This is a genomic window from Actinopolyspora biskrensis, assembly GCF_013408175.1.
Classification (GTDB): Bacteria; Actinomycetota; Actinomycetes; order Mycobacteriales; family Pseudonocardiaceae; genus Actinopolyspora; species Actinopolyspora biskrensis.
In genome coordinates this window covers 525,424-551,555 of record NZ_JACBYW010000002.1, presented here as the reverse complement: position 1 = coordinate 551,555, position 26,132 = coordinate 525,424, and the positions used below count along the sequence as shown (strand labels likewise).

The window sequence follows — 26,132 nt, the reverse complement described above, 5'->3', positions numbered from 1 at the left end:
GCTCCCGCACCGCGGGAGCGGCCTTCCCGGGTCACGAGAGCGACACCCGCCGGAACCGCCTCGTTCCGGCGGCGTGCGCGAGTCCGCTCAGGCGTGCTCCAGCACGGACTCGTAGTTCCCCTCGCGGGCGGCACCGTTGAGTTTGGCCCGGTGCGCCAGCACTTGCTGGGCGCTGTCGAACTTCTCGGCGCGACCGACCCACTCGTGCAGCGCCGGGGCGAGCAGACCACGTCCGAACGAGAACGTCACCTGCCAGGGCAGCGGCCCGAGCTGGTTGATCGCGTTGAGGTTGACGGTGGCCTCCTCGTCGCTCTGGCCGCCGGACAGGAAGGCGATCCCGGGCACGGCCGGGGGGACCGTGCGTTTGAGTGCGCGCACCGTCGCCTCGGCCACGTCCGCGGAACTCGGCTGCCGCGGGTGGTCCTTGCCCGCGACCACCATGTTCGGCTTGAGCACCATGGATTCCAGTTCGACGCGCTGCCTCGCGAGCTCGTCGAAGACCTCGCGCAACGTCCGGACGGTCGCCTCCTCCGCGGCTTCCAGGGAGTGGTCACCGTCCATCAGCACCTCGGGCTCGACCATCGGAACCAGGCCGGCTTCCTGGGAAAGCGCGGCGTAGCGCCCGAGCGCGTGCGCGTTGGCGTGGATCGCGTAGTCGCTCGGCCGATCGGCGGCGATGTCCAGCACGGCACGCCACTTGGTGAAATTCATGCCGAGCTCGACGTACTCGGAAAGCCGGTCGCGCAGCCCGTCCAGACCTTCGGTGATCTTCTCCCCGTCGCTGCCCGCCAGGGGCTTGGCCCCCTTGTCCACCTTGATCCCCGGCAGCACTCCGTTGTCCTCGGCCACCTTGCGCAGCGGAACACCCGAGGAGGAGTCCTGCCTGACCGTTTCGTCGAACAGGATCACGCTGCTGATCGATTTGCCGAGCTCGGGAGTGGACACGATCAGCTCGCGGTACTGCCGTCGCACTTCCTCCGTGGAATCGAGGCCGACGGCGTGCAGACGTTTTTCCATCGTCCCGGTGCTCTCGTCGGCCGCGAGAATACCCTTGCCCGGTGCAACCATCTCTCGTGCGATCAACCGCATGTCGTCGCTGAACACGGTGCGCTCTCCTTCGGGTGTATCTTCATGTCCTTCTCGGCCGGTGATCGCCCGGACCGGAGTCACCATCAAGCGTGACAGACATCGTCCGAGGATTCCGAACCCAATCAACTTGAATCGAATCAGAAAACTCGGAATCGAATCAGTAACGTCATATTCATCTCACCCGAACAGGTAAACATGTGTCACCCGACCGGCCCCTGTCCAGAATGCCCGCCCACGGCGAACAAAGATTTCACTTTCACGCGGGCGCCGCGCCCAATGGTCTAGACGAATCACTTCCGTGCGCCCCGAAGCCCCCGCGGCGCGCCCGCCCCAGCACACCGGCGAAGGACGGAGGTCGATAACGTCCGTTGGTCGTGTGGAAGTACCGATTCAGCTCCCGCACCCGCACCACCTCGAAGCAGCACGCGCGGGCCCGGAACTTCCCACGAAGCCGAACATCATCCGACCCGCGAGGAACAGCAGTGACCGATCCGCACTCCCCCGCACACGGCGACTGGCTGACCACAGAACGGCGCAGGTTGCTCGACTTCGCCTCCTCGGCCCGGGTGACACGAGGAGGCTTCGGCTGGTTGGACGAGTCCGGAGTCCCGGACTCCGAGCGCCCGGTGGAAACCTGGATCACGGCCCGGATGACCCATGTGTTCAGCCTGGCTCATCTCGACGGCGTACCGGCGACGGCGGAGATCGCCGACCACGGCGTGGAGGCCCTACTCGGTCCGCTCCGGGACCACGCGCACGGTGGTTGGTTCACCAGCACGACCGACACCGCCAAGGGAGCCTACGAGCACGCCTTCGTCGTACTCGCGGCGAGCAGCGCCGCGGCGGCGGAGAGACCCCGGGCGCGGGAGCTGCTGGACGAGGCGCTGCACATCGTCGACACCGAGTTCTGGGACGAACAGGCAGGACTCTCCCTGGAAAGCTGGGACCGGCAGTGGCACTCCACCGAGCCGTACCGGGGAGCCAACAGCAACATGCACATGGTGGAGGCCATGCTCGCCGCGGGCGACGTCACCGGTGAGCGGATCTGGCACCAGCGAGCGCTGCGGATAGCCGGAACGCTGATCGACGAGGTCGCCCGCACCCACGCATGGCGCCTCCCGGAGCACTTCACCCCCGACTGGGAGCCCGACCCCGAGTACAACCGCGAGTTCCCCCACGACCCGTTCCGCCCGCACGGCACGACGGTCGGCCACTGGCTGGAGTGGGCCCGGCTACTGCTGCACCTCGAGGCCTCGCTCGGTGACGCGGCCCCCAACTGGCTGATCTCCGACGCACGAAACCTCTTCGAAGCGGGTATACAGCACGGTTGGCACGCCGACGGGCACCCGGGCTTCGTCTACACGCTCGACTGGCAGGACCGCCCGCAGGTTCGCGAGCGCATGCACTGGGTGACCACCGAGGCCATCCTGGGTGCGGCAGCGCTGTACCAACGCACCGCCGAGACCTACTACCAGCAGTGGTACGCCACCTTCTGGGACTTCGCCCGCACCCGTCACATCGACCACTCCCGGGGTAGCTGGCACCACGAGCTCACTCCGGACGGGCGGCCTTCGCACTCCGTCTGGTCCGGCAAACCGGACGTCTACCACGCCTACCAGGCAACGCTGTTCCCTCGGCTGCCCCTCGCTCCCGCCGCGGCCGTGGCACTGCGGAACTGAAGCGACAGCACAGGAACGTCACACCCGAGCAGTTGGCGCGCACCGCGGGGTCTCCCGCGGTGCGGCTCTCGCGCGGAGGGCCCCGACGCCGCGTGGTGAACACCCGGGACGTCGGGGCGCTCCCCCCGGATCCGGCGGCAGGTACGCCCGCGTGCCGCCACGCGAACCGAGCCGGCCGGAGTCCCAGCGGGGCCGGGCGGACGTTCACCCTTCCCGCGAACCCGAGCCCGTCACGACCGGGAGAGCACCTCACGCACCGGGGCGGGGCCGGTGAGCCGAACTTGACGACTTGTTCACGGAACACATCGAACACGCAAAATTCCCTCCTTAGGGTCGCCGGAGCGAACCGGACGGAAGGGAATGAGCAGTGAGCGTTTCGACCGCGGAAAAAGAGGAGCGAACCCCCGCGCGGCACCGGGGGAACTGGATCGAGGACTGGCGTCCGGAGGACCCCTCTTTCTGGCGCCGCACGGGCAGGAAAATCGCCTGGAAAAATCTGGGCGTATCGATCGTGGCAGAACATCTCGGTTTCAACGTGTGGACCCTGATGAGCACGGTAGTCGTCGGACTGGACGAGGCCGGACACTCCTTCGGGGTCGGCCAGAAATTCTGGTTGCTGATCCTGCCCAACCTGCTCGGGGCCCTGCTGCGTGTTCCCTACACTTTCGCCGTCCCCCGTTTCGGCGGCAGAGGCTGGACCACCACCAGCGTCTGCCTGCTCCTCGTACCGTGCGCCATGCTCGCCGCGGCCGTGGCGGCCGAGAACACCCCGTACTGGTTCTTCCTGCTCACAGCGGCCACCATGGGGGTGGGAGGTGGCAACTTCTCGTCCTCGATGACCAACATCTCCTTCTTCTTCCCCGAACACCGGAAAGGCCTGGCCCTCGGCCTCAACGCGGCGGGGGGAAACATCGGGGTAGCCGTGAGCCAGCTGCTCGTTCCGCTCGTCGTCCACCTGGGAACGGGGGTCAGCCTCTCCTACGCCGCGCTCATGTGGATGCCGGTTATCATCCTCACCGCGGCGCTTTCGTGGAGATTCATGAACAGCCTCACCGCGGCGAAACCGGACAACGGATCCTACCGGGAAGCCCTCACCAGCGGGCACACCCCCGTAATGGCGCTGCTCTACGTGGGAACATTCGGTTCTTTCATCGGGTTCTCCTTCGCCTTCCCCTCCCTGATCGGGATCGCGTTCAGCGATTTCTCCTCCTTCACGGGGCTCGCCTTCGTCGGAGCACTGATCGGTTCGGTGGCACGTCCTCTCGGAGGCTGGTTCTCCGACCGGATCGGCGGCGCGCGGATCACCATGTGGAACTTCCTCGGCCTGGCAGCGGGCACCGTCGGTGTGCTGGCGGGAACCCGCCTCGACAACTTCGCCGTCTTCTTCGGATCGTTCGTGCTGCTCTTCGTGCTGACCGGGGTCGGGAACGGCTCCACCTACCGCATGATCCCCCCGGTCTTCGTCCGGGAGGCCGAGCAACGCGCGGCACGTACCGGTGAGGACCTCGAAACCGCGCACAGAGCGGCCAAACGCCGGTCCGGCGCCGTCATCGGGGTGGTCGGTGCGGTCGGCGCCTTCGGAGGTGTGCTGATCAACCTGATCTTCAAGTTCTCCCTCCAGGCGACGGGAACACTCACCCCCGCTCTGATGTCCGTCCTCCTCCTCTTCCTGCTCTGCGCGGCGACGACGTGGTGGTGCTATCTCCGCGCCGACATCCCGCGGGCGGATCGGGCACGCGCGGCGGACGCTTAACGGCGCGGAAACCGCACCGAATCCGCCACGACATCGATCACCACGAACATGGCCGCCGAGTTCAGCGAACGCGAGGAGGAGATGACCGAGTCCCATTCCGCTCCCCGGCCGAGAGCGTCGTCCGGTGCGCAGCAGGGTCCTGCCCGAGGGCTGCGGCACCGATGACGACGACGCGGGAGGAACAACGCACGCTCACCGGGTTCACCGTGGGGACGACGGCGACACGTCGGGTCGAGGAGCTGACGACCATGCTGCGACGACGTGGGGCCGAGGTGCGCCACGGCCCGGCCATAAGGATTCTGCCGCTCGCCGACGACGGCGAATTGTTCGAGATGAGCAAATCGCTGCTGAGGAATCCACCCGACGTGGTCGTGGTAACCACGGGAATCGGGTTTCGCGGCTGGCTGGAGGCGGCCGAGGGCTGGGGGGTCGGCGCGGAGCTGGCCACGGTGCTCGGCTCGGCGAGGATCCTCTCCAGAGGGCCGAAAGCGACCGGAGCGGTTCGCGCCGCCGGACTCTGCGAGTCCTGGTCCCCGGATTCCGAGAGCAGCTCGGGGATACTCTCCCGGCTGCGCGGGGACGACCTGTCCGGACGCCGCGTGGCGGTCCAGTTGCACGGACAGCGAATGCCGGAGTTCACGGCGGAGCTGCGCGCGGCCGGGGCCGAGGTGATCGAGCTGCCCGTGTATCGCTGGTCCGAACCGCACGACGAAACACCGCTCGACCGGCTGCTGGACGAGGTACTCATCAGGCGGGTCGATGCGCTGGTCTTCACGAGCGCCCCCGCGGTGACGAACACGCTCGACCTCGCGCTGCGGACCGGTCGTCAACGGGCCCTGCTCGACACGCTTCGACACCACGTGCTGGTCGCCTGCGTGGGTCCGGTCTGCGCCGCTCCGCTGGAAGGGCTCGAGGTCCCGGTCACTTTCCCGCAGCGCCCCAGACTCGGCTCACTGGTGCGTTCGCTCGACGAGACCCTGCCCGAACGTGTCCGACGGCTGAACATCGGTGGGAACCACGTGGAACTGCGCGGGCAGGGCGTCCTGTTGGACGGTGAACTGCGCCCCGTCCCGCCCAGTCCCATGGCCCTGCTGCGCAAACTCTCCGAGCATCCCGGCAAGGTGCTGTCCCGGCGTGAACTCGTCGACGCCCTGCCGAACGGCGGGGAGGAGCACGCCGTCGAGATGGCCATCGGACGACTGCGCACGGCCCTCGGAAACGAGCGCTTCGTCCGGACCGTCATCAAACGTGGCTACCGGCTCGCCATTGAGGAAACCGAGAGGCGAGCGCTCCCGGAGCGGTGAGGCCCCCGGGACTCACCGCGACGCCCCCGAGCAGCGAGCTCACCGGGACGTCCGCGAACTACTCGGGCTGGCAGCTCGGGCACCAGACGGTGGTTCGCCCGGCGGTAGCGGCGCGGCACAGTACCGCCGAACAGCGGGGGCAGCGGCGGGACCGCTCGTTCCGGATCCCGTTCAACCATCCGCGCCGCTCCGGAACACGCCCTTCCCGAACGGACGAACGCAGCACACTCCCCATCGCCCGGTGCAGCTCACCGAGCTCCGTCGCGGTGAGCTCCCGGGACTTCCGGCGCGGATGGGTGCGGGCCCGCCACAGTGCTTCGTCGACGCAGAGATTGCCCAGCCCCGCCACCACCGACTGATCGAGCAGAGCCGCCTTGATCCCACTGCCGGTACCGCGCAGTCTCGCGGCGAACTCGGCCGCGGACACCTCGGCCGCGTCGGGGCCGAGCGCGTTCAACAACTCGTCCACCTCCGAGTCGGCCTCCGCCATCCGCACACCGGTCAATTTGCGCATGTCCCGGTAGCGAAGTTCCGAACCGCTCTCGAACCCCAGCAGGATCCTGTCGTGCCGATGCCCGTCCGCATGCCCGGTGCACCACACGAACCCGCCGGTCATGCCGAAGTGCACCAGCAGGCAGGGAACGCCGTGGGCACTCGAGGAGTCCCCGAGCGGCAGGAGCAACCACTTCCCGTGCCGAAGCGCGGGGCCCGGACGGCGTCCACGCACCGCGCGGGCGAACCGGTCCGCATCGAGTCCCGGCTCCAGCACCCCGGAATCGGCCACGACGACCGAGTCGATTCGCCGCCCCGTCGCGTTCGCGGCCACCAGGCGGCGGAATCCCTCTACATCCGGCAGCTCCGGCACACCGTGGAACTACCCGGCACGCACCGGGACCAAGCATCCGGTCCCCGGGCCCCGCCACGGGCACGGGAGGCGCTGTGCGCGCCGGGAAGGGCACGAGGCCGGTCAGCCCCGGTCCCGTGCTCCGCTCAGAGCTCCAGCCGGGACGAGTACTCGGGGGCGTAGCGATCCCCCGCGGCCACCCCCGCGGGGAACAACCGGCTCAGCTCCGCGACCACCGCCTCGTCGAGCGGACGTCGCGCCGCCTCCACGTTGGCCGCGACCCTGTCCGGATTCCTGCTGCCGGGGATGGGAACGACGTCCTCCCCCTGAGCCAGCACCCAGCCGAGCGCGAGCTCCGCCGGGGTACGCCCGATTTCCTCGGCCTTCCGTTGCAGCTCACCGGCCAGTTGCAGGTTCCGGTCCAGGTTCTGCCCCGCGAACCGCGGATAGCGCCTGCTGCGTTGCTCGAGGTTCTCCACCTGGTCACCACCCCGGAAGGCGCCGCCGAGCATCCCCCTGCCCAGCGGGGAGTATGGAACCAGACCGACGCCGAGCTCCCGCATGGTCGGCAGCAGCCTTTGCTCCGGTTCGCGGCTGAACAGGGAGTACTCCTGCTGCACGGCGGTGATCCGGTGCGTGGCGTGGGCTCTGCGCAGGGTGTCCGCGCTGACCTCGGAAAGTCCGATGTAGCCGATCTTTCCCGCCTTGACGAGTTCACCGAGCGCCCCGACCGTTTCCTCGATCGGCGTTTCCGGGTCGACCCTGTGCAGGTAGTAGAGATCGACGTAGTCGGTCCCCAACCTCCGCAGGCTCGCGTCGATGGCCGTGTGCACGTGCTCCGGCCTGCCCAGGCCGGTCTCACTCCCCGCTCCGAACTTGGTCGCCAGCACGACTTCGTCCCGGCGGTCGGCCAGCACACGCGAGAGCAGCTGTTCGTTGTGTCCGTCGCCGTATACATCGGCGGTGTCGACGAAATTCACCCCGAGGTCGAGCAACTGACGCAGCAACCGCTCCGATTCCGCGTCATCGGCCTGCCCGTAAACGCCGGACAACCCCATCGCCCCGTACCCAACGGCACTCACGGTGGGGCCGTACTCGCTCAACCTGCGTCGCGGAAGTGCCTGGTTGCTCATGCCGACACCGTAGTCCCGCTCCGGACCGGCACGCGATCCGAGGACGAGGCCACCGCCGGTGGTGACCGCCGCACCTTTTTCGTCTGTGCTGCTCATTCCGGCGTTCGGGAGTCCGTCTGCGTCACGAGCGTCTCCCCGTCCGCCCGCGCTTCCGCACGCGGCACCGGGGTTCTCGACGAACGAGTTCGGGGAAACGTTCCACCACCTTTTCCTGGGGTGGTTCTGCCCTCGTTTCCGAATCCGGCGAACGGAGCACTTCGGAACCCCCGCCGCGACGGGACGAGCCCCGGCCGCGCGCACGGCGGGAGGCAGTTTCTCCTCGTGGCCACGACCACTTCGTGTCCCTCCTCGCTCGCGGCTCCGGCCAGCGGCGGCACGGGCAGCAGTGGCCGTGTGCCCCCGGAGAGGAGAAAAGAGTACGCGCACGACCAGAACAACCGAAAATGTCGAGAACGACCGCGCTTCCGGAAAAGCTCGCTCAGGACTCGTTTCCCGGGAAACGAGTCCGGCGGCTCCCGGTGCGGTCACCGCCGGAAAAACGGGTTGCGCGACAGTGCTCGCCCGCTTAGCGTCGTTCCCGACTTGCCGCCGCCCCGGGGAGGGAACGTGCTCAGCTGAGGTCGACGAGACGCCGTGCGTGCCTCCCGGCGCGTACCGGTGATGTGACCTCTGATCGAGTGCCTCCTCGCTTCGGCCCCGGCCGTTCGAATCGCTCTCACGCGTACGGCGCGGGCGCGGTGTCTCCACACGTCGGAACCAACCGGACACGACTTGTTCACGGGAGACGCGTCCATGCGCGACAACGGCTCCGTCATCTGCGAGAACCTCTCCTTCTCCTGGCCGGACGGAACGCGTGTGCTCCACCGCCTCGACTGGACCGCGGGGGCGGGACGCACCGGACTGATCGGCCTCAACGGAGCGGGCAAATCAACCCTGCTGAAACTGCTGACCCGCGAACTGGCCCCGCGGGAGGGAACCGTCCGCATCACCGGCGAGACGGGCCTGCTGCCGCAGCACATCGCGACCGATCCGACGGAACGGGTCGAGGACGTGCTGGGCGTCTCGCGCAGGAGAGCGGCACTGCGCTCCATCGAACGCGGGCACACCGACGAGGAGCTGTTCACCGCCCTCGCCGAGGACTGGGACGTCGAGGAACGCTCGCTGGCCGTGCTCGACCGGCTCGGACTGGGCGGTATCGGACTCGACCGCCCGGTGGTCGGGATCTCCGGCGGGGAACTCGTTCTGCTGCACCTGGCCGCACAGTTGCTTCGCCGCCCGGGGGTGCTGCTGCTCGACGAACCGACCAACAATCTGGACCGACGAGCCAGGAACCTGTTCCACGACGCCGTGCGGAACTACGAGGGAACGCTGATCGCGATCAGCCACGACCGGGAACTGCTCCGGCTGGTGGACCGGATCTCCGAGCTGCGCGACGGTGCGATCACGGACTACGGCGGGAACCTGGAACACTACGAGCAAGCTCTCGAAGCGGAGCGCGAAGCCGCCGAACGCGCGGTTCGCTCCGCCGACTCCGAACTGCGGCGTCAACGACGCAAGTCGGTCGAGCAGCAGGAGAAACAGGCCAGGAGCAAGCGTTACGGCCTCCGGATGCGCGCCGAGAACCGCGCTCCACGAATCGTGCTGGGTGAGCGGAAGCGGACCGCCCAGGACTCGGCGGGCAAGCAGCGGGTCATGCGGGAAGGGGCGCTGGAGGACGCGCGGGCGAGACTGGAGTCGGCCGAAGAACGCGTACGGGACGACGAACTGGTTCGGATCGACCTTCCCGCCACGGCGGTGCCCTCGGGTCGACGCGTGCTCGCGGTGCGCGGAGCGCGGACTCCCCGCGGGGAGCTGATCGGGGATCTCGAGCTCCGCGGGCCGGAGCGGATCGCGCTCACCGGCCCCAACGGAGCGGGCAAATCCACCCTGCTGCACACCGTGGCAGGCAGGAGCGCGGTCGGCGGCGGAGCGGTGGAGGCACCGGTTCCACTGCGCTACATGCCGCAGCACGCCGATGTGCTCGAGGAGCACCTCTCGGTGGTCGAGAACGCGAAGCGGCTGGCTCCCGGGGCCGGGGACAACGAGGTGAGAGCACGGTTGGCCCGCTTTCTGTTCAAGAAGGATCGCGCGGACCGAACCGTGTCCACCCTCTCGGGCGGGGAACGCTTCAGAGCAGGTCTGGCCGCGTTGATGCTGGCCGAACCGGCTCCGCAGCTGCTGCTGCTGGACGAACCCACCAACGATCTCGACATGCACGGCGTCCGGCAGCTGGTCACGGCGCTGTCCGCGTTCCGGGGGGCGCTGATCGTGGCCAGTCACGATGTCGCGTTCCTCGGCGAGATCGGCATCACCAGATGGCTGTGGCTGGACGGGGAACTGACCGAGACCGCTCCGGAACGGCTCTGACCGAAGTTCCCCGCTCGGGTCGTCGAGGTGGTCGCCGGGCGGGGACTCCCGCGGGCTCCCGCTCCGCCGGATCTCGACGCCGAGGAGGAGCTCCGCGGGCTGCCCCCCGTAAGCCCATGCGGACCGGCAGCGTGCACCGCGGCCGGGGGCGGGCACGGCTCGTGCGCCGCATCCCTTCCGCACGGCCGTCCTCCGCGGAGGACGGCTCGACGGAGCGGGGGTTCGCGCGGACTTCGGCCTTCGTTGCCGTGTCCGCACGGGTCCGTTCATTCCGACGGGGGAAAAACCGCGAGAATTGCGCGAGTGTGCACGGACCGGGGTTCGTTTCGGCCGACCCTGCCTTGAAGACAAATATAGGACAAGCGTACTGTTTACGCTGAAGCAAGGGTCCGCGCGCACGAACCACCGGTGTGCGCGAGACTCCACCGGACCCGTGTGGTTCCCGAACTTGCGCACGCCCGTCACGAGATGGAGTGAAACGTGACCGCACCTGTGAGCAAGGACAGCTTCGGCGCCCGCGACACGTTGCAAGTCGGCGACGCCTCCTACGAGGTGTTCCGGCTCGACGCCGTCGACGGTGCGCAGCGGCTGCCCTACAGTCTCAAGATCCTGCTGGAAAACCTGCTGCGCACCGAGGACGGCGTGAACATAACCGCCGACCACGTGCGTGCCCTGGGCAATTGGGACCCCAAGGCCGACCCGGACACCGAGATCCAGTTCACCCCCGGCCGGGTGATCATGCAGGACTTCACCGGTGTCCCCTGCGTCGTCGACCTCGCCACGATGCGCGAGGCGGTCGTCGAGCTCGGCGGCGACGCCTCCTCGGTCAACCCGTTGGCTCCGGCCGAGCTGGTCATCGACCACTCCGTGGTCATCGACGTGTTCGGCAAGTCGGACGCCTTCGAGCGCAACGTGGAATTCGAGTACGGGCGCAACAAGGAGCGCTACCAGTTCCTGCGGTGGGGACAGAACGCCTTCGACGAGTTCAAGGTCGTACCCCCCGGAACCGGCATCGTCCACCAGGTCAACATCGAGCACCTCGCTCGCGGGGTGATGGCCCGCAACGGCCAGGCCTACCCGGACACCTGCGTGGGCACCGACTCGCACACCACGATGGTCAACGGACTCGGTGTCCTGGGCTGGGGAGTCGGCGGCATCGAGGCCGAGGCCGCCATGCTGGGCCAGCCGGTGTCGATGCTCATCCCCAAGGTCGTCGGTTTCAAGCTGACCGGCGACATCCCGCCGGGGGCCACCGCGACCGACGTGGTGCTGACGATCACCGAGATGCTGCGCGAGCACGGAGCGGTCGGCAAGTTCGTGGAGTTCTACGGTTCCGGCGTCGCCTCGGTCCCCCTGGCGAACAGGGCCACGATCGGCAACATGAGCCCGGAGTTCGGCTCCACCGCGGCGATCTTCCCGATCGACGAGGAAACCCTCCGGTACCTCAAGCTCACCGGGCGTTCCCAGGACCAGCTCGACCTGGTGGAGAGCTACGCCAAGGAACAGGGCCTGTGGCACGACCCGAACCACGAACCCGAGTACTCCGAGTACCTGGAGCTCGACCTGTCCACCGTGGTTCCCTCCATAGCGGGCCCGAAGCGTCCGCAGGACCGGATCGCCATCTCCGAGTCCAAGAGCTCCTTCCGCGGCTCGCTCGAGGAGTACGTCCCGGTCAGCTCCGACGACACCGCGCTCGACGAGGCCGGTGAGGAGTCCTTCCCCGCGAGCGACGCACCGGCGGTGACCCATCACGACGAGGGGGACAAGCCCAAGCTGGTCTCGGCCGCGGACGGGGCCGCAGGCAGGGCCTCCAACCCCGTCAAGGTCTCTTCCGAGGAGCGGGGCGAGTTCGTGCTCGACCACGGTGCCGTGGTGATCGCCTCCATCACCTCCTGCACCAACACCTCCAACCCCTCGGTGATGCTCGGTGCCGCGCTGCTGGCCCGCAACGCCGTCGACAAGGGGCTCGAGACCAAGCCCTGGGTCAAGACCTCGATGGCTCCCGGCTCCCAGGTGGTCACCGACTACTACGAGAAGGCCGGGCTCTGGCCGTACCTGGAGAAGCTGGGCTACCACCTGGTCGGCTACGGCTGCACCACCTGCATCGGCAACTCCGGTCCGCTGCCCGCGGAGGTCTCGCAGGCCGTGCAGGACAACGACCTCTCGGTCGTGTCGGTGCTGTCCGGCAACCGGAACTTCGAGGGCCGGATCAACCCGGACGTCAAGATGAACTACCTGGCCTCGCCACCGTTGGTGATCGCCTACGCGTTGGCCGGTTCGATGGACTTCGACTTCGCCAACGATCCGCTGGGGCACGACGCGGCGGGCGCCCCGATCTACCTCGGCGACATCTGGCCGAGCCCGCAGGAGATCCAGGAGACCATGGACTCCGCGATCACCCAGGAGATGTTCACCAACGACTACTCCGACGTGTTCGCCGGGGACCAGCGCTGGCGGGAACTGCCCACCCCCGAGGGCGAGACCTTCGAGTGGGACCAGGAATCCACCTACGTGCGCAAGCCTCCCTTCTTCGAGGGTATGGGCAGCGAGCCGGAGCCGCTCGGCGACATCTCGGGTGCCAGGGTTCTCGCGCTGCTCGGCGATTCGGTCACCACCGACCACATCTCCCCCGCCGGGGCGATCAAGCCGGATTCCCCGGCCGGGCAGTACCTGCGTGAGCACGGCATCGAGCGCAAGGACTTCAACTCCTACGGCTCGCGCCGGGGCAACCACGAGGTGATGATCCGCGGCACCTTCGCCAACATCAGGTTGCGCAACCTGCTGCTCGACGACGTGCAGGGCGGTTACACCCGGGACTTCACCCAACCCGGCGGTCCGCAGGCGTTCATCTACGACGCCGCGCAGAACTACGCCGCGCAGGACACGCCGCTGGTGGTCCTCGCGGGCAAGGAGTACGGCTCCGGTTCCTCCCGTGACTGGGCCGCCAAGGGAACGGCACTGCTCGGCGTGCGCGCCGTGATCGCCGAGTCCTTCGAGCGGATCCACAGGTCCAACCTGATCGGTATGGGTGTCGTCCCGCTGCAGTTCCCCGCGGGAAGCACCGCCGAGTCGCTCGGGCTGGACGGTACCGAGCACTACGACATCGCCGGGATCACCAGGTTCAACGACGGGGAGATCCCGAGCACCGTCAAGGTGACCGCCACCAAGGAGGACGGCTCCACCGTCGAGTTCGACGCGGACGTGCGCGTGGACACGCCCGGTGAGGCGGACTACTACCGCAACGGCGGCATCCTGCAGTACGTGCTGCGGAACATGGTCAACTCCTGACGGAGGACCGTTCCCCCGATGTGGCGCCGCGGCCGTTCTCCGGCCGCGGCGCCACATTTCTCGTGAGCGGCGTGAGCGGACAGCGGGACTCCGTCGTCCCGGTCCGCGTGAGTGCTCGGGCGGCGGAACTCCCGCCCGGTCTCGCGACCGGGTCCCGAGGCCGGGTAACGACCCGAACAACGTCGAGGACGTCCTCGCGGGACACGACACGGCGCACCCGGCGGTGCCGACTGCTCGGACGAGGATTCCGGCGCAGGCAGCGCCGAGGGCCCGGACTCGGGCAACCGAACGAACACGGCTGACGGAATTCCTACTAGGATCGGTGTGGGCTTCGGTTCTGTTAACAACTTAGCTCACTCGGATGGGTGAAAACGGTCACATATTCCGTCCGCACGCATCACCTCTGCCCGAGCCGCGCGTCCCCCTCACGGAGGTGTGATCATGACGAGCGAACTCAAACACCACTGGCAGCCCGCCGAACAGCAGCGCCACGCCGTCGCGGGACCACTGCCGGGTGGGAAGCAGCACGGTGCGGGCGAACGACTCGACACCCTCTGCGGACGCAGAGTCGTGGCGGCCGCGTCCAACGAGCTCAACTGGCTCTGGCCCACCTGCGACAGCTGCATGGAGGTCGCCAAGGAGCGCGTCGGAGCCACCACATGACCGGGACGGTCATCGTCCGGTACCGGGCCGGGGTCGTGGGGGAGACCCAACGCCAAGTACATCTGTGCACCCCGGACGACTCCGGCACGACGCCGGACGAGTGGCGGACCCACTGCGGTATCGGCATTCCCGCCGAGCAGGCCGAGGTCTCGGACCTTCCCGCGGGGATGCCCTGCCTGCCCTGCCTGATGCGTTCTCCCGACCTCCAGGAGGCGGCCACGGAGTCCGCCGCCACGATCGACTCCCCGGCGCGGAACGACTGAACCGGACGCGGCACCGGAATCAGCGGGCGCGGGCCAGTGAAACGGCGAAATCGCCGGCCTCGTCGGTGTACCAGCCGGCGAGCTCGAACCCGGCCGCCTCCAGTTCCGCTTCGACTCCCCCTCGGCGGAACTTCGCCGACATCTCGGTTTCGATCTCCTCTCCCCGGGCGAGTTCGACCGCCAGTTCGGGGACCCGCAGCCACACCCGCATCGCGCGGCGAGCGCGCAGCGCCAGCACGATGCGTTCCCGCCCCTGCTCGTAACGGGCACGGTGCTCGAACTCCTCCACCGGAAAGTCCGCCCCGAGCTCGCGATTGAGCACGTGCAGCACGTTCCTGTTGAACTCCGCGGTCACCCCGGCGCTGTCGTCGTAGGCGCGACACAGCCTGGAAGGGTCCTTGACCAGGTCGGTCCCCAGCAGGAACCACTCCCCGCGCACCAGGGAACTCCGCACTTCGCCGAGGAAACCACCCCGCTGCTCGACAGGCATGTTGCCGATGGTTCCCCCGAGCAGCGCGATCATCCGTTCGCCTCCCGTGGGCAGTACCGCCAGAGTCGTGGCGAAGTCGCCGACGATCCCGTGCAGCTCCAGCTCCGGGTAGTCCGCGGAGAGCGCCGAGAGCGCGCCGCGCAGGGCCGAGCGCGAGACGTCCGAGGGGACGAAGCGCTTCGGGGCTCCGTGCTTGCGCATCGCGTCCAACAGCAGTCTGGTCTTGTAGGAGGACCCCGAACCGAGTTCGACCAGGGTGTCCACTCCGGTTCTTTCCACGATGTCCAGCGCGTACCGCTCCAGGATCTCGTACTCGGCCCTCGTCTGGTAGTACTCGGGCAGCTCGGTGATGCGTTCGAACAGCTCACTGCCACGCGCGTCGTAGAACCATTTCGGCGGCAACCATTTTGGGGAATCGGTGAGCCCGATCCGCGCGTCGGCCAGCAGTTCGCGTGTCACGTCGCTTTCCGACCTGTGGTCCAGCGGTTCCACTGAGTTCATCCGGTTACCTGCTCTCGGGAGAAGTTTCGAACAGCGGTGTGCAGCTGGTGGAGACGCGGTCGGCGATCACGAGAGAGCCCTCGGCGACGGGATGCCAGTCAGGTCCCCCGTTCCCGGAGGCACCCGTCCCGCCCAGCACCTCGACGGGGGGGTCGAACGGCTCCGAGGCCAGCAGCACCGCCTCGTCGGTGCGGCACACTGCCAGGGAGTGGGACCACGTGGTGGCGATCAGCGTCTCCCCGTCGGACAGCAGCAGGTTCATCCGTGCCCGCGGGGCCGCCGCGACCACTTCGGCCAGCGTGTCGCGCACGGCGTCCGCCGGAGGTTGCCCACCGTCCAGCCGGTGCCGCAGCAGTGCCCACACCAGCGCCGAGTCCACCGGGGCGTCCAGAGTCACCAGATCCGCGGGGTCCAGCTTGTCCGCGAGATCGGCCAGCGTGTCCGGCCATCCCGGCACCGATCCGTTGTGGCTGAACAGCCAGGGACCTGAGCCGAACGGCGCGCAAGCCGTGCGTACCGCGGAAGTGGATCCGGTCGCGGAACGGATGGCCCCGACGACGGCACCGGACCGGACGCAACCGGCGAGCTCCGCGAAGTTCCCGTCGGCCCACATCGGCCCCTCCGCCCTGTAGCGCTTCGGGACCGTGCCGTCCCGCGCGTACCAGCCGACCCCGAAACCATCCACGTTGACCGTTCCCCCCGCGCGCATGTCGTTCGGCGCCCAGGTTTGTTCGAGCAATGAGTGGGCGGGGTGCAGCAGCAGTTCGTCCAACCCGACCAGCGGGCCCAGATATCCGACGTGACGGCACATTCCCGGGTCCGATCAGTCGAGCTCGGCGGCCGCGGGCGTGCGGGCGCAGCGGAATCCGGCGAAGATCTGACGGCGGGCGGGGAGGTCCCAGTTCCGGAACGTCGCCCTGCACGCGGCCGGGTCGGTTCCGAAGGAACCACCGCGCAACACCTTGTACGAGGGTCCGAAGAACACCTCGGAGTACTCCCGGTACGGAAAGGCTTCGAACCCCGGGTAGGGGGCGAAGTCCGAGGCCGTCCACTCCCACACGTCGCCGACAAGCTGCCAGGCTCCCGAAGGGGCCCTCCCCGCGGAGTAGGTCCCCACCGGAGCGGGGCGGAGGTGGCGCTGTCCGAGGTTGGCGTGCCGCTCCTCCGGGGGATCGTCCCCCCACGGGTAGCGCAGCGATCTCCCCGTGCTCGGGTCGAACCGCGCCGCCTTCTCCCATTCCGCTTCGCTCGGGAGTCTCCTGCCCGCCCAGTTCGCATAGGCCTGCGCCTCGTGGAAGCTGACGTGCACAACCGGTTCGTCCGGTGGCACCGGCTCGACGCGTCCGAACCTGCGGCGCATCCACACATCGCCGCTGCGCTGCCAGAACAGCGGTGCGCTCAGCTCAGCGTGCGCCAGGTACCGCCAGCCCTGCTCGCTCCACCAGCACGGTTGCCGGTACCCGCCGCTGTCGATGAACCGGAAGAAGTCGGCGTTGGTGACCGGGTGGGAGTCGATGAGGAAGTCGTCCACGTGAACCCGGTGGGCCGGACGCTCGTTGTCCAACGCCCACGGTTCCCCGGACGTGCCCATCGTGAAGGGGCCCCCCGGAACCAGCACTTCCCCGCGCCTTGCCCCACCGGGCTCGGGGCCGGGCGGGTCCGGAGCGTGCAGCACGGGTTCCCCGCGACGCAGCTGGTGGGTGGCCAGCATGGTCTCGTCGTGCTGCTGTTCGTGTTGCACGATCATGCCGAACGCGAAGGCGTGCTCGACCAGCCTCCTCCCCTCCAGCGGCACCCTCCCGAGCACGTCGTGAACCTTGTCCCTGACGGTCGCGACGTACTCCCTGGACTCGCCCGGCCCGAGAAGGGGGAGTTCGGGGCGGTTCGCACGGGAGTGCTGGAAGGCGTCGTAGAGGTCGTCGATGTCCGGGCGCAGCGCACGTCGCCCGCCGACGTCGCGCACCAACCACTGCTCCTCCTGGCTTCCGACGTGCGCGAGATCCCAGACCAGTGGGGACATCAGCGGGGAGTGTTGTTTGACCAGCTCCTCGTCGTCGACGGCGTCGGTCAACTCCGCGCTGCGGCGCCGGGTGCGTTCCAGTTCGACCGCGACGCGACCGCGAAGCTCCTCCGGGGAGAGATCTGCGACTTCCGGGCCGATCGTGCTCACCGGTGTCCTCCTTAGAATCCGTGACAGAACTCGTGTGCCCGGCTGGGTACCGGCACGTGGTGGGTGTCTCGGGACGTTGCGAGTACCTCGAGGCGCCTACGTCACTCCGCAGGGGAGCCTCAGCAGCACCATCACCGCTTCAACGCCTCCCGAGCCGCCGTTCCACCGAGGTGGCCACCCTCTCGGCCAACCCGCTCGGGGCGTCCGGAGCCGCCTCCAGACAACGACAGGCCAGGTCGAAGACCGCTCCCGCACTGCGGGCGATCTCGGAGTCGTTCAAGCCGTCCCGCGCCGCGGAGACCCAGCGGTGCGCGATCGGAGCGGTTTCCTCCAGCACCTTGTCCACCACGGTTTCCGAGCGGAACAGCGCCGTCAGGGCCGCCACCGGCAGCATCCACTCCGACCCCGGCTGGGCGTCGACGTAGCGCACCTCGAAGTAGCCGCGTGGACGCACCGGGGGAAACATCGTGCTCAGGTGGTAATCGAGATCGTCCCGGTTCGGTGCCTCCCCGAGCGAACCCCCGATCCACTCCGCGAAACTGATGCCGCTCGGGGCCGTCCAGTCACCGCTGTCCCTGCGAAGGCACACCACCGGGACGTCGAGCACGTGGCCGGCCCAGCGGTGTGCCGGGTCCGGGGAGATCGGAGCGGGCCGAGTGCGCGGGGGGTCGGTGTGCAGCAACGAGCGTGCGCGCGCCGAGGCCCAGCCGGTGTCGGTTCCGAGGGCCACCGGCGAATTGGCGAAAGTGGCCGTGAACACGGGGCCGAGCGCGTGCAGGGCGGCCCAACGGGCTCCCAGGCGCTCACGTTCGCCCATGTCGAGGCACACCTGCACGCCGGCAGTGCTGCACATCATGCGTCTGCCACCGCTGCCGATCCGGTCGAAGGCGCGTTCCATCGCTGCGTAGCGCGGAACCGACAGCACTCTTCGCGGAGGGCGCCACGGGTCGATGCCCCGGTCCCCGAGGACCAGCCCCGCTCGTCCCACCGATTCGCGCAGGTATTCCGCGTCGGCCGCCACCGCCTCCAACAGCCCGCTCATCGATTCGTGCGGCGGGCTGGAGATCTCGACCTGTCCCCCCGGTTCGAGGGTGAGCACCGATCCGTTCGGCAGCGGCTGGTGGGGGCCGTCCGGATTCAGGGAGTCCGGGGCGTGGGGACCGAGAGCCCTGCCCAGGACCGCGGTCTCGAGGGGTTTTCGGGGATCTTCGGCATGGTGCACGGTCCATTCGAGTTCGACGCCCGACAAACGCGGGGGCCCGTGCTTGAAGCACACCGAGGCCACGTAGGCCTCCGCCTCGGCACGTGTCCGCAGACGCGACGTGGGCATCTCGTGGGGATCCGGGTGTATGTCGTCCTCCCGCTCGATCGACACGGCCACGTTCATCACCGCCTGTGTCCGTTCGTGTACGTTTACGCTACCGATGATCCCGCCGTGACGCACCACTTGCGCCGCGTGCACGGAGGCTGGTAGGAAACGCGCCACTCCGGCGGAAGTCGCCCCGCGGAGAACTCACAAAACGTACGTACGGATTGCGATCCGCCCGCGCGAGCTGCGACGATCAGCTCATGCCTCGCGTAAGCTCGGACCACTTGCAGGCCCGGCGCCGCCAGATCCTGGACGGCTCGCGAGCCTGCTTCGCACGGCACGGCTACGAAGGCGCTACCGTGCGCAGGCTCGAAGAAGCCACCGGGCTCTCCCGCGGTGCCATCTTCCACCACTTCAAGGACAAGGAGTCCCTGTTCCTCGCCCTGGCCGAGGACGATGCGGAGCGAATGGCCGATGTGGTCGCCCAGCAGGGGCTGGTCCAGGTCATGCGCGATTTGCTCTCCGACCCCCACGGCAGGGAGGGGGCCGCCCCCGGAGCGGACTGGCTCGGCACCCGGCTGGAGGTCTCCCGCAGGCTGCGCACCGACGCCGAGTTCCGCAGCCGGTGGGCACAGCGTTCGGAGCAGCTCACCGCGGCCACCCGCGAACGACTCAAGCGCCAGCACCGCTCCGGCAACCTCCGGGACGACGTGGACGTCGACGTGCTCACCGCCTACCTCGAGCTGGTTCTCGAGGGGCTGGTTTCGCATCTGGCCATGGGACTGCCCGCCGACGACCTGGACCCGGTACTGGATCTCGTGGAGGAGAGCGTCCGCAGGCACCGCAGCGGTTGACCCCGGCAGCTCCCCGAACCCGAGTGAGCTTCAGCGCATTCGCCCGCCCGCACGGCGTGTGCGATGCCCGCGCGCAGCACTCGGCGTAATCTCGCCCCCGGCCCATCGAACACCGTCGGAAGACCTTCCGAGTGAGGACAGCCGGAGGCGAGCATGTGGGGCGAGTGGTGGAACCGCTTCGTCGCCTCGGATCCCGCGCTCCGCAGATTCCGCACAGCCATAAGGGTGACCTGCTCCGTCGCCCTGACTCTCGTGGTGATGTTGCCGAGCCTCACCCTGCTGGGGCAGCCGCTGTCCAGCGCTCTGATCGGCGCGATCGTGGCCATCCAGTCCTCGGTGGCCGTCAACGACACGAGCCAGCGGCAACGGCTCGTGACGACCCTGCTGATGCCGCTGCCCGCGACCGCGAGTCTGGTCGTGGCCACCGTGACCCAGCCCCTGCCGTTGTTGAAGGTGGGGGCGTTCCTCGTGGTCATCTTCCTGGCCACCTACATCCGCCGGTTCGGAGTGCGCTACTTCGCGCTGGGCTTCGTCGGGTTCTTCGGCTACTTCTTCGCGATGTTCCTGCGCCCGACCCTCGGGCAGATCCCCTACATGGCCCTTTCCGCCGTGTGCGGCGCCCTGGCGGCCTGTCTGCTGCGTTTCGTGCTCCTCCGCGACGATCCCCAAGGGGTTCTCGAGCGAGGCCGCAGAACCCTGCGCGCACACGTGCACTCCCTGCTGCACGCGGTTCGGGACCTCGCCGAACATCCGGACTCGCCGAAGCGGCACCGCGAACTGCGGATACGTTCCACCCGGTTGAACGAGACGGCGCTGATGCTCGAGGGCGTGCTCGAGCAGCTCCCCGGACTCGACGAACGCAGAAGGCTCCTGCTGCGGCAACGGCTGCTCAACGTCGAACTGGCGGCGGAGAACCTGCTCACACCGCTGACCCGAGCTTTCGAGGATCCCGACGACACCAGGGCCGTCCCCGCGCTGGCCCCGCTGCTGGACGTGCTGCGCACCGATCCGGCCGAGTTCCGCGCCGCCGGGAAGAGGGTCGCCGAGAACTTCGAGGACCAGGGGTCGGTCGAGCTGGCGATGACGGTGCGCAGGCTCGGTTCGGCCATGGCGGAACTGGCCGAGGCCACCTCCGAGGTCGGCGGCGAGAGCGAACCCACCGTGGAGGGGGAAGCGGCGGAGGGGTCCGATCCCGACTTGGAGGAGTCCTCCCCGGAGGACGGCGCCGAAACCGAGACCGGGCTGCGTCGCCCGGAGGTGCGCATCGCCGTGCAGGTGACCAGCGCGGCGGCGCTGGCCATCATCGGTGGCCAGTTCGTCTCCCCGAACCGTTGGTACTGGGCGGTGATCACGGCCTTCGTCGTGTTCATCAGCGTCAACAGCCGGGGCGACCTGCTGGTCCGCGCCTGGCAACGGACGGCGGGAACCGTGTTCGGGGTGCTGGCGGGCATACTGGTCGCCTCGCAGGTGACCGGACACCTCGTCACCGAGCTGCTGCTGGTGCTGTGCTGCCTCTTCCTGGCCTTCTACTGCCTCGGATACTCCTATTCGGCGTTGACCTTCTTCATCACCACCGCGCTGGGAATCCTCTACGGCATCCTGGGCACCTTCTCGGCGTCGGTGCTGGGAATCAGGCTCGTCGAAACCGCGGTGGGAGCGGCGGCCGGTGTGCTGGCCGCGGTGCTGATCCTGCCCACGAGCACCCGCACCGTGGTGCGCTCGCGTTCCCGCGAGTTCCTGCTACAGCTGCGCGACCTGCTGCGACACGCGGGCAACGAGACCAGTTCCGCCGGAACCGTCACCGGGCTGCGCGAGAGCACCCGCGAGCTGGACGAGAAGCTGCAGCGGTTGCGCGACAGCGCACGACCGTTGACCGGGCTGCGGCTGCGCTCGCGGAACAGCAGACTGCAACGGGAGCTGACCGTCGCGCAGGGCTGCGCCTACTACGTGCGCAACCTCGCGGTCGCGCTCGGGCACACCGCGGAGATGACCGACGAGGACACGCGTCGCAGGATCGCCGAGGCACTGTGGGCCATGGCCGAGTCCGCCGAAGCGCTGACCGACGAAAGCGACCGGGCCTTCGACGAGACGCTGCGCGTCCTGCGCGGCTACACCGAACAGCTGCACGACATAGCCGAAGCCCTGCCCTCGGGGCCGACCTCGCTGCACCGGACCATCAACCTGCTCGACCGGATCGGGCAGACGATCCACGATCTCGGTCGTGAGTTCGGTGTCGCGGACAGGAGGGAAACGGAACCGGCGGGATGAGCGCGAGGAATCGGACCGCTTCGGCGAGCGACCGCACGGACGTCGGGCGTATCGACGACTCCGCCCCCGGCGGGCAGCATAATGCGGACATGCACGATATCGAACGGCGCGTGGCGTTGCGGTTCCACGAGGAATCGATCTCCGCGGACACGCACGTCAACATCTCGGCGATACGCGGTGACGCGAGCGGCTGCCTGTGGTTGGCCGGGGACGAGACGGCGACCGTGGAGCGGCTGAACGCCGAGCGCACGGATCGCCCGGATTCCTACGGTGCGCAGCGCACCTTTCGGCTGGCCGATCTCGTGCCGCTTCCCGGCGCCGGGGACTCCGAGGCCGACATCGAGGGACTCGGGGTGGACGGGGACCACCTGTGGGCCGTCGGGTCGCACAGCCTGGTACGCAAGAAGATCAAGCCGAAGCACGACGACGCCAAGGCCGCGAAACGGCTGGCCAGAGTACGTGACGAGGCCAATCGGCACATCGTGGCCCGGCTGGCCGTGGAACGCGGCGAGGACGGGCTGCCGCGAGTGGTGCGGGAGACCGCCGACGGGAGGCGTTCGGCCGTGCTCGGAGCGCGGCGCAAGGACGGCCTCACCGAGGCACTGGCCGCGGACGCGCACCTAAGCCCCTTCCTCCGCATCCCGGCGAAGGACAACGGTCTCGACATCGAGGGGGTGGCGCTCAAGGGCGAACACCTTTTCCTCGGAATGCGCGGCCCCGTCCTGCGCGGGTGGGCGGTGCTGCTGGAGATCGCCCCCGTCGAGGGCCGGAACCCCGCCGAACTCGTGCTGGACAGCTTCGGGGGATCGCGCTACCGCAAGCACTTCCTCGACCTCGACGGCCTGGGGGTGCGGGATCTGTGTCCCCACGGTGAGGACCTGCTGATCCTGGCCGGTCCGTCCATGGAGCTGGACGGGCCCGTGCGGGTGCACCGCTGGAAGGGCGCGGCCCGTTCGCGGGATCCGGAAGTGCTGCGTGCCGAACAGCTCCCGGTGGAACTCGAACTGCCGCACGGGTCCGGTGACGACCACGCGGAGGGGATCTCGGTCGTTTCCGAGCCCGATGGCGACAAGCTGCTCGTCGTTCACGACAGTCCGGCGGGTCACCGGCTGCGGGGCGAGGACACCGTGCTCGGTGACATCTTCGCGCTTCCCTGACGGCCATTGACCGTGATCTGCACCACCGCCGGCTCGAAAAGGAGCAGAACCGACGATTCCGCGGCATCAGCCGCTGCCGCGGAGCACCCCGTCGGCGGGGAACCAGCACCACGGTCGATCCGTGCCTCCGGGAGCAGCGGGCACGACCGCCGCCTCGCGATCACCACTTCGGCGACGATCGTGCCCGCTCGCGTCAGGGCTCGACGAAGCGAGCCGGGTCCACACTCCTCCGGCGGTCACACGACCAGCAGCGGATCCGCACTCTCCCTCGGCTCACCCCGCGGAGACCGAACTACAGCACGCCGCGCATGTACTTCTTGATCACCGGAACCAGCAACGCCAGCACGATTCCCAGGAAGACGGTCACGAGCCCGACACCACCGAAGTACAGGTTCTGGTGGTCGGCGGAGTACAACTTCGTGACCTGCGCGGCCACGCCCTGCCCCAGGGCGGGGGCCAGGAAGTACAGCCCCATCGTCTGCGAGGAGAACGCCTGCGGAGCCAACTTCGTGGTGGCCGAGAGCCCCACCGGGGAGAGCATGAGCTCGCCGATGGTCAGCAGCACGAACACGAACCCGATCATGAAGGGGTTCAGCAGCCCCTCGGCGTTGGTGAACAGACTGGAGAACACCACCCACAGGAAGGCGAGCCCCACGAAGACCAGACCACCCACGAACTTGCCCGGGGTGCTCGGCTGACGCCGCCCCAGCTTGGTCCACATGATGGCGAACAGCGGAGCCAGGATGATGATGGCCAGGGGGTTGACCGACTGGAACCAGCCGACCGGGAACTCGTAGCCGAACACGGTGGTGTCGGTCTGCTGGTCGGTGACCACCACCAGTGTCGCGGCCTGCTGTTCGAACAGCAGGAAGAAGATGGCCGTGGCGAGGAAGAGCGGGATGTAGGCGACCAGACGGTCCCGCTCCATCTTGGTGATCTGGTTGCTCCTGAACATCACCACGAAGTACGCGACCGGCAGCACCATCGAGATCCCGGTGATGCTGTTGATCAGCCCCGGGATGCCCCACAGGAAGACGGCGCCCCCGAGCGCGACCAGGATCAGCACGGCGACGAGCGCGACCCTCGTCAGGACCGTGTTCCTGCGGTCGGCGGGCAGCGGGTTGACCGGCCGGCGCCCCGCCTCACCGAGACGACCACGTCCGAGGACGTACTGGACCAGGCCGAGAGCCATCCCGACGGCGGCCGCACCGAAGCCCCAGTGAAAACCGATGCCGGTCTGCAGGGCCGGAGTCAGGATCTGGCTGATGAAGGCACCGAGGTTGATGCCCGTGTAGAAGATCGAGAAGCCGGCGTCGCGCCGCGTGTCCTCCTTGTCGTAGAGACCGCCCACCACGTTGGACACGTTCGGCTTCAACAGGCCGGTACCGATCGTGATGAGGCCGAGCCCCACCCCCAGCGCGGTGAGGCCACCGGGGACGGCCATGGCGATGTGCCCGAACATGATCAGCACGCCGCCGTAGAAGATGGCGCGTTGCGACCCGAGCACGCGATCGGCCAGCCAACCACCGGCGACACCGGTCAGGTACACCGAGGAGCCGTAAGCCAGGACCAGCGGCACCGCGATCCTGTTCTCGTCCAGCCCCAGACCGCCGTCGGCGACCGCGGTGTAGAGATACAGCGCCAGGATGGCCCGCATCCCGTAGTAGGAGAAGCGCTCCCACATCTCGGTGAAGAACAGCGTGGAGAGCCCGGGAGGCTGGCCCAAGAAACCTCTCCCGCGTGGCTCGTTCGTAACCGTGGAGGTGTTCACGATCACGTCCTCTCGTACGCATGGCACGGCGGCTGTAGCCACCTAACAACTTGCGGGAGGATACGCGCTCCGTCACTGGAAACGAGCACTAGGTCCCTCGAATGTGCGACCTCTCGCATGAAAAATGTTTCGTACAGTAATGTCGAACTGCTCTTCACTGTGCTTGTAGCACAGCCGAACACTCAATGTGTCCGATGACACGCCCCCGCCTGGCGAATCGGCTACCCTCTCCGCGAGAGCTTCCACCCGCCCGAGAACACGACGCCGTGGAGGGACGATGGAACTGTTGCCGGCACACCGGCTCGCCATGCGCGAATTCGACCAGCGCGTCCAGCGCACCGACGTCGACCAGCTGGACGACCCCACCCCGTGCAGCGAGTGGAGCGTGCGCGACCTGCTCAACCACCTGATCAGCGAACAGCTGTGGGTGCCCTGGCTGCTGGAGGGGCACTCCCTGGAGGAGGTCGGCGACCGTTTCGACGGCGACCAGGTCGGCGAGGCTCCCCGCGCGGCCTGGGAGGAGGCGAGCGGGATCGCGCGCTCCGCCTGGGACAACGTTTCGCTCGACGGACGTGTGCACGTGACAGGAGGCACCGTCCCGACCGAGGAGTACGGCTGGCAGATGACCATGGACCTGGCCGTGCACGCGTGGGACCTGGCCAGAGGGATCCAGGCCGACGCGACGCTGGACCCCGAACTGGTGGAGACCGTCCACGCCGTGTTCGAACCCCAGATGGACGCGATCCGGGGGGCGGGAATCTTCGCGCCGCCCGAACCGGTTGCCGAATCGGCGGATCCGCAGAGCAAGCTGCTGGCCATGCTCGGCAGACAGCCCTGAGGGGTCTCGTCCGGACGGCTTGCTCGGCCGGGCCGGTTGGCGGCGCGTGCGGCGCCGCCTCGACGACGTCGCGGGCGACCCGATCAGCGGCCGCCGCGCGCGGCCCGCGTAGATATCCGCGCCACAATCCGGGCCTCACCGCCCCGAGACGCGCTAGAATACCGATACCGAACACACGACCACCGAGCTCGCACGGTCGAGGGCGACTCCCGTTAGGCCGTGTGCAGCCACGTGAAGTGACGCAAAGGAGGGACAGCGTCAGTGCCCGAGGCACACTCGACCGACGACAGTACCGGGCCGGGTCGAAGACCCGGCGCCTCTGTTGACGATCACCGGCCACGGTGCCGGGCCC

At 68.4% G+C, this 26,132-nt stretch carries 19 protein-coding genes; 11 read left to right on the top strand and 8 right to left on the bottom strand.

Features of this window, described 5'->3' with window-relative positions:
- Positions 1-87: 87 nt before the first annotated feature.
- On the bottom strand, positions 88-1,104 hold the full coding sequence (locus FHR84_RS08070; protein WP_179534818.1) for a class I fructose-bisphosphate aldolase: 1,017 nt from the start codon (positions 1,102-1,104) through the stop codon (positions 88-90).
- A 467-nt stretch (positions 1,105-1,571) separates the two neighbouring features.
- On the opposite strand from FHR84_RS08070, the gene FHR84_RS08065 reads away from it, so the two are divergent.
- From FHR84_RS08065 to FHR84_RS08055, 3 genes are all read left to right on the top strand, one after another.
- Positions 1,572-2,768: an AGE family epimerase/isomerase gene (locus FHR84_RS08065; protein WP_179534817.1), complete on the top strand. Its 1,197-nt coding sequence runs from the start codon at positions 1,572-1,574 to the stop codon at positions 2,766-2,768.
- 367 nt (positions 2,769-3,135) lie between these two features.
- Complete coding sequence (locus FHR84_RS08060) at positions 3,136-4,521, top strand: MFS transporter (RefSeq protein WP_179534816.1); 1,386 nt, start codon at positions 3,136-3,138, stop codon at positions 4,519-4,521.
- Between the two features lie 161 nt (positions 4,522-4,682).
- The gene (locus tag FHR84_RS08055; protein WP_179534815.1) at positions 4,683-5,825 is read left to right on the top strand and encodes a uroporphyrinogen-III synthase; all 1,143 of its coding nucleotides are present in this window, start codon (positions 4,683-4,685) and stop codon (positions 5,823-5,825) included.
- 58 nt (positions 5,826-5,883) lie between these two features.
- Here the strand turns inward: FHR84_RS08055 and FHR84_RS08050 are convergent, their stop codons facing one another.
- Both FHR84_RS08050 and FHR84_RS08045 read right to left on the bottom strand, forming a co-directional pair.
- Positions 5,884-6,690: an Fpg/Nei family DNA glycosylase gene (locus FHR84_RS08050; RefSeq protein WP_179534814.1), complete on the bottom strand. Its 807-nt coding sequence runs from the start codon at positions 6,688-6,690 to the stop codon at positions 5,884-5,886.
- A gap of 125 nt (positions 6,691-6,815) precedes the next feature.
- Positions 6,816-7,802: an aldo/keto reductase gene (locus tag FHR84_RS08045; protein WP_179534924.1), complete on the bottom strand. Its 987-nt coding sequence runs from the start codon at positions 7,800-7,802 to the stop codon at positions 6,816-6,818.
- A 792-nt stretch (positions 7,803-8,594) separates the two neighbouring features.
- Between FHR84_RS08045 and FHR84_RS08040 the strand changes: the two genes are divergently transcribed.
- The 4 genes from FHR84_RS08040 to FHR84_RS08025 all read left to right on the top strand — a co-directional run bounded on the left by FHR84_RS08040 (position 8,595) and on the right by FHR84_RS08025 (position 14,422).
- Positions 8,595-10,208, top strand: coding sequence for an ABC-F family ATP-binding cassette domain-containing protein (locus tag FHR84_RS08040; RefSeq protein WP_179534813.1), 1,614 nt, complete (start codon positions 8,595-8,597; stop codon positions 10,206-10,208).
- Positions 10,209-10,688: 480 nt separating this feature from the next.
- Positions 10,689-13,496 carry an aconitate hydratase AcnA gene (gene acnA, locus FHR84_RS08035; protein WP_179534812.1) on the top strand — a complete coding sequence of 936 codons (2,808 nt, stop codon included), beginning with the start codon at positions 10,689-10,691 and terminating at the stop codon, positions 13,494-13,496.
- Positions 13,497-13,937: 441 nt separating this feature from the next.
- A complete protein-coding gene (locus tag FHR84_RS08030; RefSeq protein ID WP_142076498.1) occupies positions 13,938-14,159 on the top strand; it encodes an HC3 family zinc finger protein in 222 nt (73 codons plus the stop codon).
- Positions 14,156-14,422 carry a hypothetical protein gene (locus FHR84_RS08025; protein ID WP_179534811.1) on the top strand — a complete coding sequence of 89 codons (267 nt, stop codon included), beginning with the start codon at positions 14,156-14,158 and terminating at the stop codon, positions 14,420-14,422. Before FHR84_RS08030 ends, FHR84_RS08025 begins: the two co-directional genes overlap by 4 nt.
- Before the next feature lie 19 nt (positions 14,423-14,441).
- On the opposite strand, the gene egtD is transcribed toward FHR84_RS08025, so the two are convergent.
- From egtD to egtA, 4 genes are all read right to left on the bottom strand, one after another.
- Positions 14,442-15,413: an L-histidine N(alpha)-methyltransferase gene (gene egtD, locus FHR84_RS08020; RefSeq protein ID WP_179534810.1), complete on the bottom strand. Its 972-nt coding sequence runs from the start codon at positions 15,411-15,413 to the stop codon at positions 14,442-14,444.
- Positions 15,414-15,417: 4 nt separating this feature from the next.
- Complete coding sequence (gene egtC / locus FHR84_RS08015) at positions 15,418-16,224, bottom strand: ergothioneine biosynthesis protein EgtC (protein ID WP_179534809.1); 807 nt, start codon at positions 16,222-16,224, stop codon at positions 15,418-15,420.
- 12 nt (positions 16,225-16,236) lie between these two features.
- Positions 16,237-17,583 carry an ergothioneine biosynthesis protein EgtB gene (egtB, locus tag FHR84_RS08010; RefSeq protein WP_179534808.1) on the bottom strand — a complete coding sequence of 449 codons (1,347 nt, stop codon included), beginning with the start codon at positions 17,581-17,583 and terminating at the stop codon, positions 16,237-16,239.
- A gap of 139 nt (positions 17,584-17,722) precedes the next feature.
- Positions 17,723-18,970: an ergothioneine biosynthesis glutamate--cysteine ligase EgtA gene (egtA, locus tag FHR84_RS08005; RefSeq protein WP_218862357.1), complete on the bottom strand. Its 1,248-nt coding sequence runs from the start codon at positions 18,968-18,970 to the stop codon at positions 17,723-17,725.
- Positions 18,971-19,152: 182 nt separating this feature from the next.
- Here egtA and FHR84_RS08000 point away from each other — a divergent pair, with 182 nt between their 5' ends.
- From FHR84_RS08000 to FHR84_RS07990, 3 genes are all read left to right on the top strand, one after another.
- Positions 19,153-19,746: a TetR/AcrR family transcriptional regulator gene (locus FHR84_RS08000; RefSeq protein WP_026152311.1), complete on the top strand. Its 594-nt coding sequence runs from the start codon at positions 19,153-19,155 to the stop codon at positions 19,744-19,746.
- 153 nt (positions 19,747-19,899) lie between these two features.
- Positions 19,900-22,014 (top strand): FUSC family protein, encoded by a 2,115-nt coding sequence (locus FHR84_RS07995; RefSeq protein WP_179534806.1) that lies wholly within the window; start codon positions 19,900-19,902, stop codon positions 22,012-22,014.
- Between the two features lie 89 nt (positions 22,015-22,103).
- Positions 22,104-23,171, top strand: coding sequence for a DUF3616 domain-containing protein (locus FHR84_RS07990; RefSeq protein ID WP_246300320.1), 1,068 nt, complete (start codon positions 22,104-22,106; stop codon positions 23,169-23,171).
- 292 nt (positions 23,172-23,463) lie between these two features.
- Here FHR84_RS07990 and FHR84_RS07985 read toward each other — a convergent pair whose 3' ends face one another.
- Positions 23,464-24,948, bottom strand: coding sequence for an oligopeptide:H+ symporter (locus FHR84_RS07985; protein ID WP_179534923.1), 1,485 nt, complete (start codon positions 24,946-24,948; stop codon positions 23,464-23,466).
- Positions 24,949-25,219: 271 nt separating this feature from the next.
- Between FHR84_RS07985 and FHR84_RS07980 the strand changes: the two genes are divergently transcribed.
- A complete protein-coding gene (locus tag FHR84_RS07980) occupies positions 25,220-25,780 on the top strand; it encodes a TIGR03086 family metal-binding protein (protein WP_179534804.1) in 561 nt (186 codons plus the stop codon).
- Positions 25,781-26,132: the final 352 nt, after the last annotated feature.

What these genes read in the sequence shown, in the direction of transcription:
- FHR84_RS08055 (WP_179534815.1), top strand. Translation starts at nt 4,683, where the DNA reads ATGACGACGACGCGGGAGGAACAACGCACGCTCACCGGGTTCACCGTG.
- FHR84_RS08045 (WP_179534924.1), bottom strand. Translation starts at nt 7,802, where the DNA reads ATGAGCAACCAGGCACTTCCGCGACGCAGGTTGAGCGAGTACGGCCCC.
- FHR84_RS08040 (WP_179534813.1), top strand. Translation starts at nt 8,595, where the DNA reads ATGCGCGACAACGGCTCCGTCATCTGCGAGAACCTCTCCTTCTCCTGG.
- FHR84_RS08030 (WP_142076498.1), top strand. Translation starts at nt 13,938, where the DNA reads ATGACGAGCGAACTCAAACACCACTGGCAGCCCGCCGAACAGCAGCGC.
- FHR84_RS08025 (WP_179534811.1), top strand. Translation starts at nt 14,156, where the DNA reads ATGACCGGGACGGTCATCGTCCGGTACCGGGCCGGGGTCGTGGGGGAG.
- egtD (WP_179534810.1), bottom strand. Translation starts at nt 15,413, where the DNA reads ATGAACTCAGTGGAACCGCTGGACCACAGGTCGGAAAGCGACGTGACA.
- egtC (WP_179534809.1), bottom strand. Translation starts at nt 16,224, where the DNA reads ATGTGCCGTCACGTCGGATATCTGGGCCCGCTGGTCGGGTTGGACGAA.
- egtA (WP_218862357.1), bottom strand. Translation starts at nt 18,970, where the DNA reads ATGAACGTGGCCGTGTCGATCGAGCGGGAGGACGACATACACCCGGAT.
- FHR84_RS08000 (WP_026152311.1), top strand. Translation starts at nt 19,153, where the DNA reads ATGCCTCGCGTAAGCTCGGACCACTTGCAGGCCCGGCGCCGCCAGATC.
- FHR84_RS07995 (WP_179534806.1), top strand. Translation starts at nt 19,900, where the DNA reads ATGTGGGGCGAGTGGTGGAACCGCTTCGTCGCCTCGGATCCCGCGCTC.
- FHR84_RS07990 (WP_246300320.1), top strand. Translation starts at nt 22,104, where the DNA reads ATGCACGATATCGAACGGCGCGTGGCGTTGCGGTTCCACGAGGAATCG.
- FHR84_RS07980 (WP_179534804.1), top strand. Translation starts at nt 25,220, where the DNA reads ATGGAACTGTTGCCGGCACACCGGCTCGCCATGCGCGAATTCGACCAG.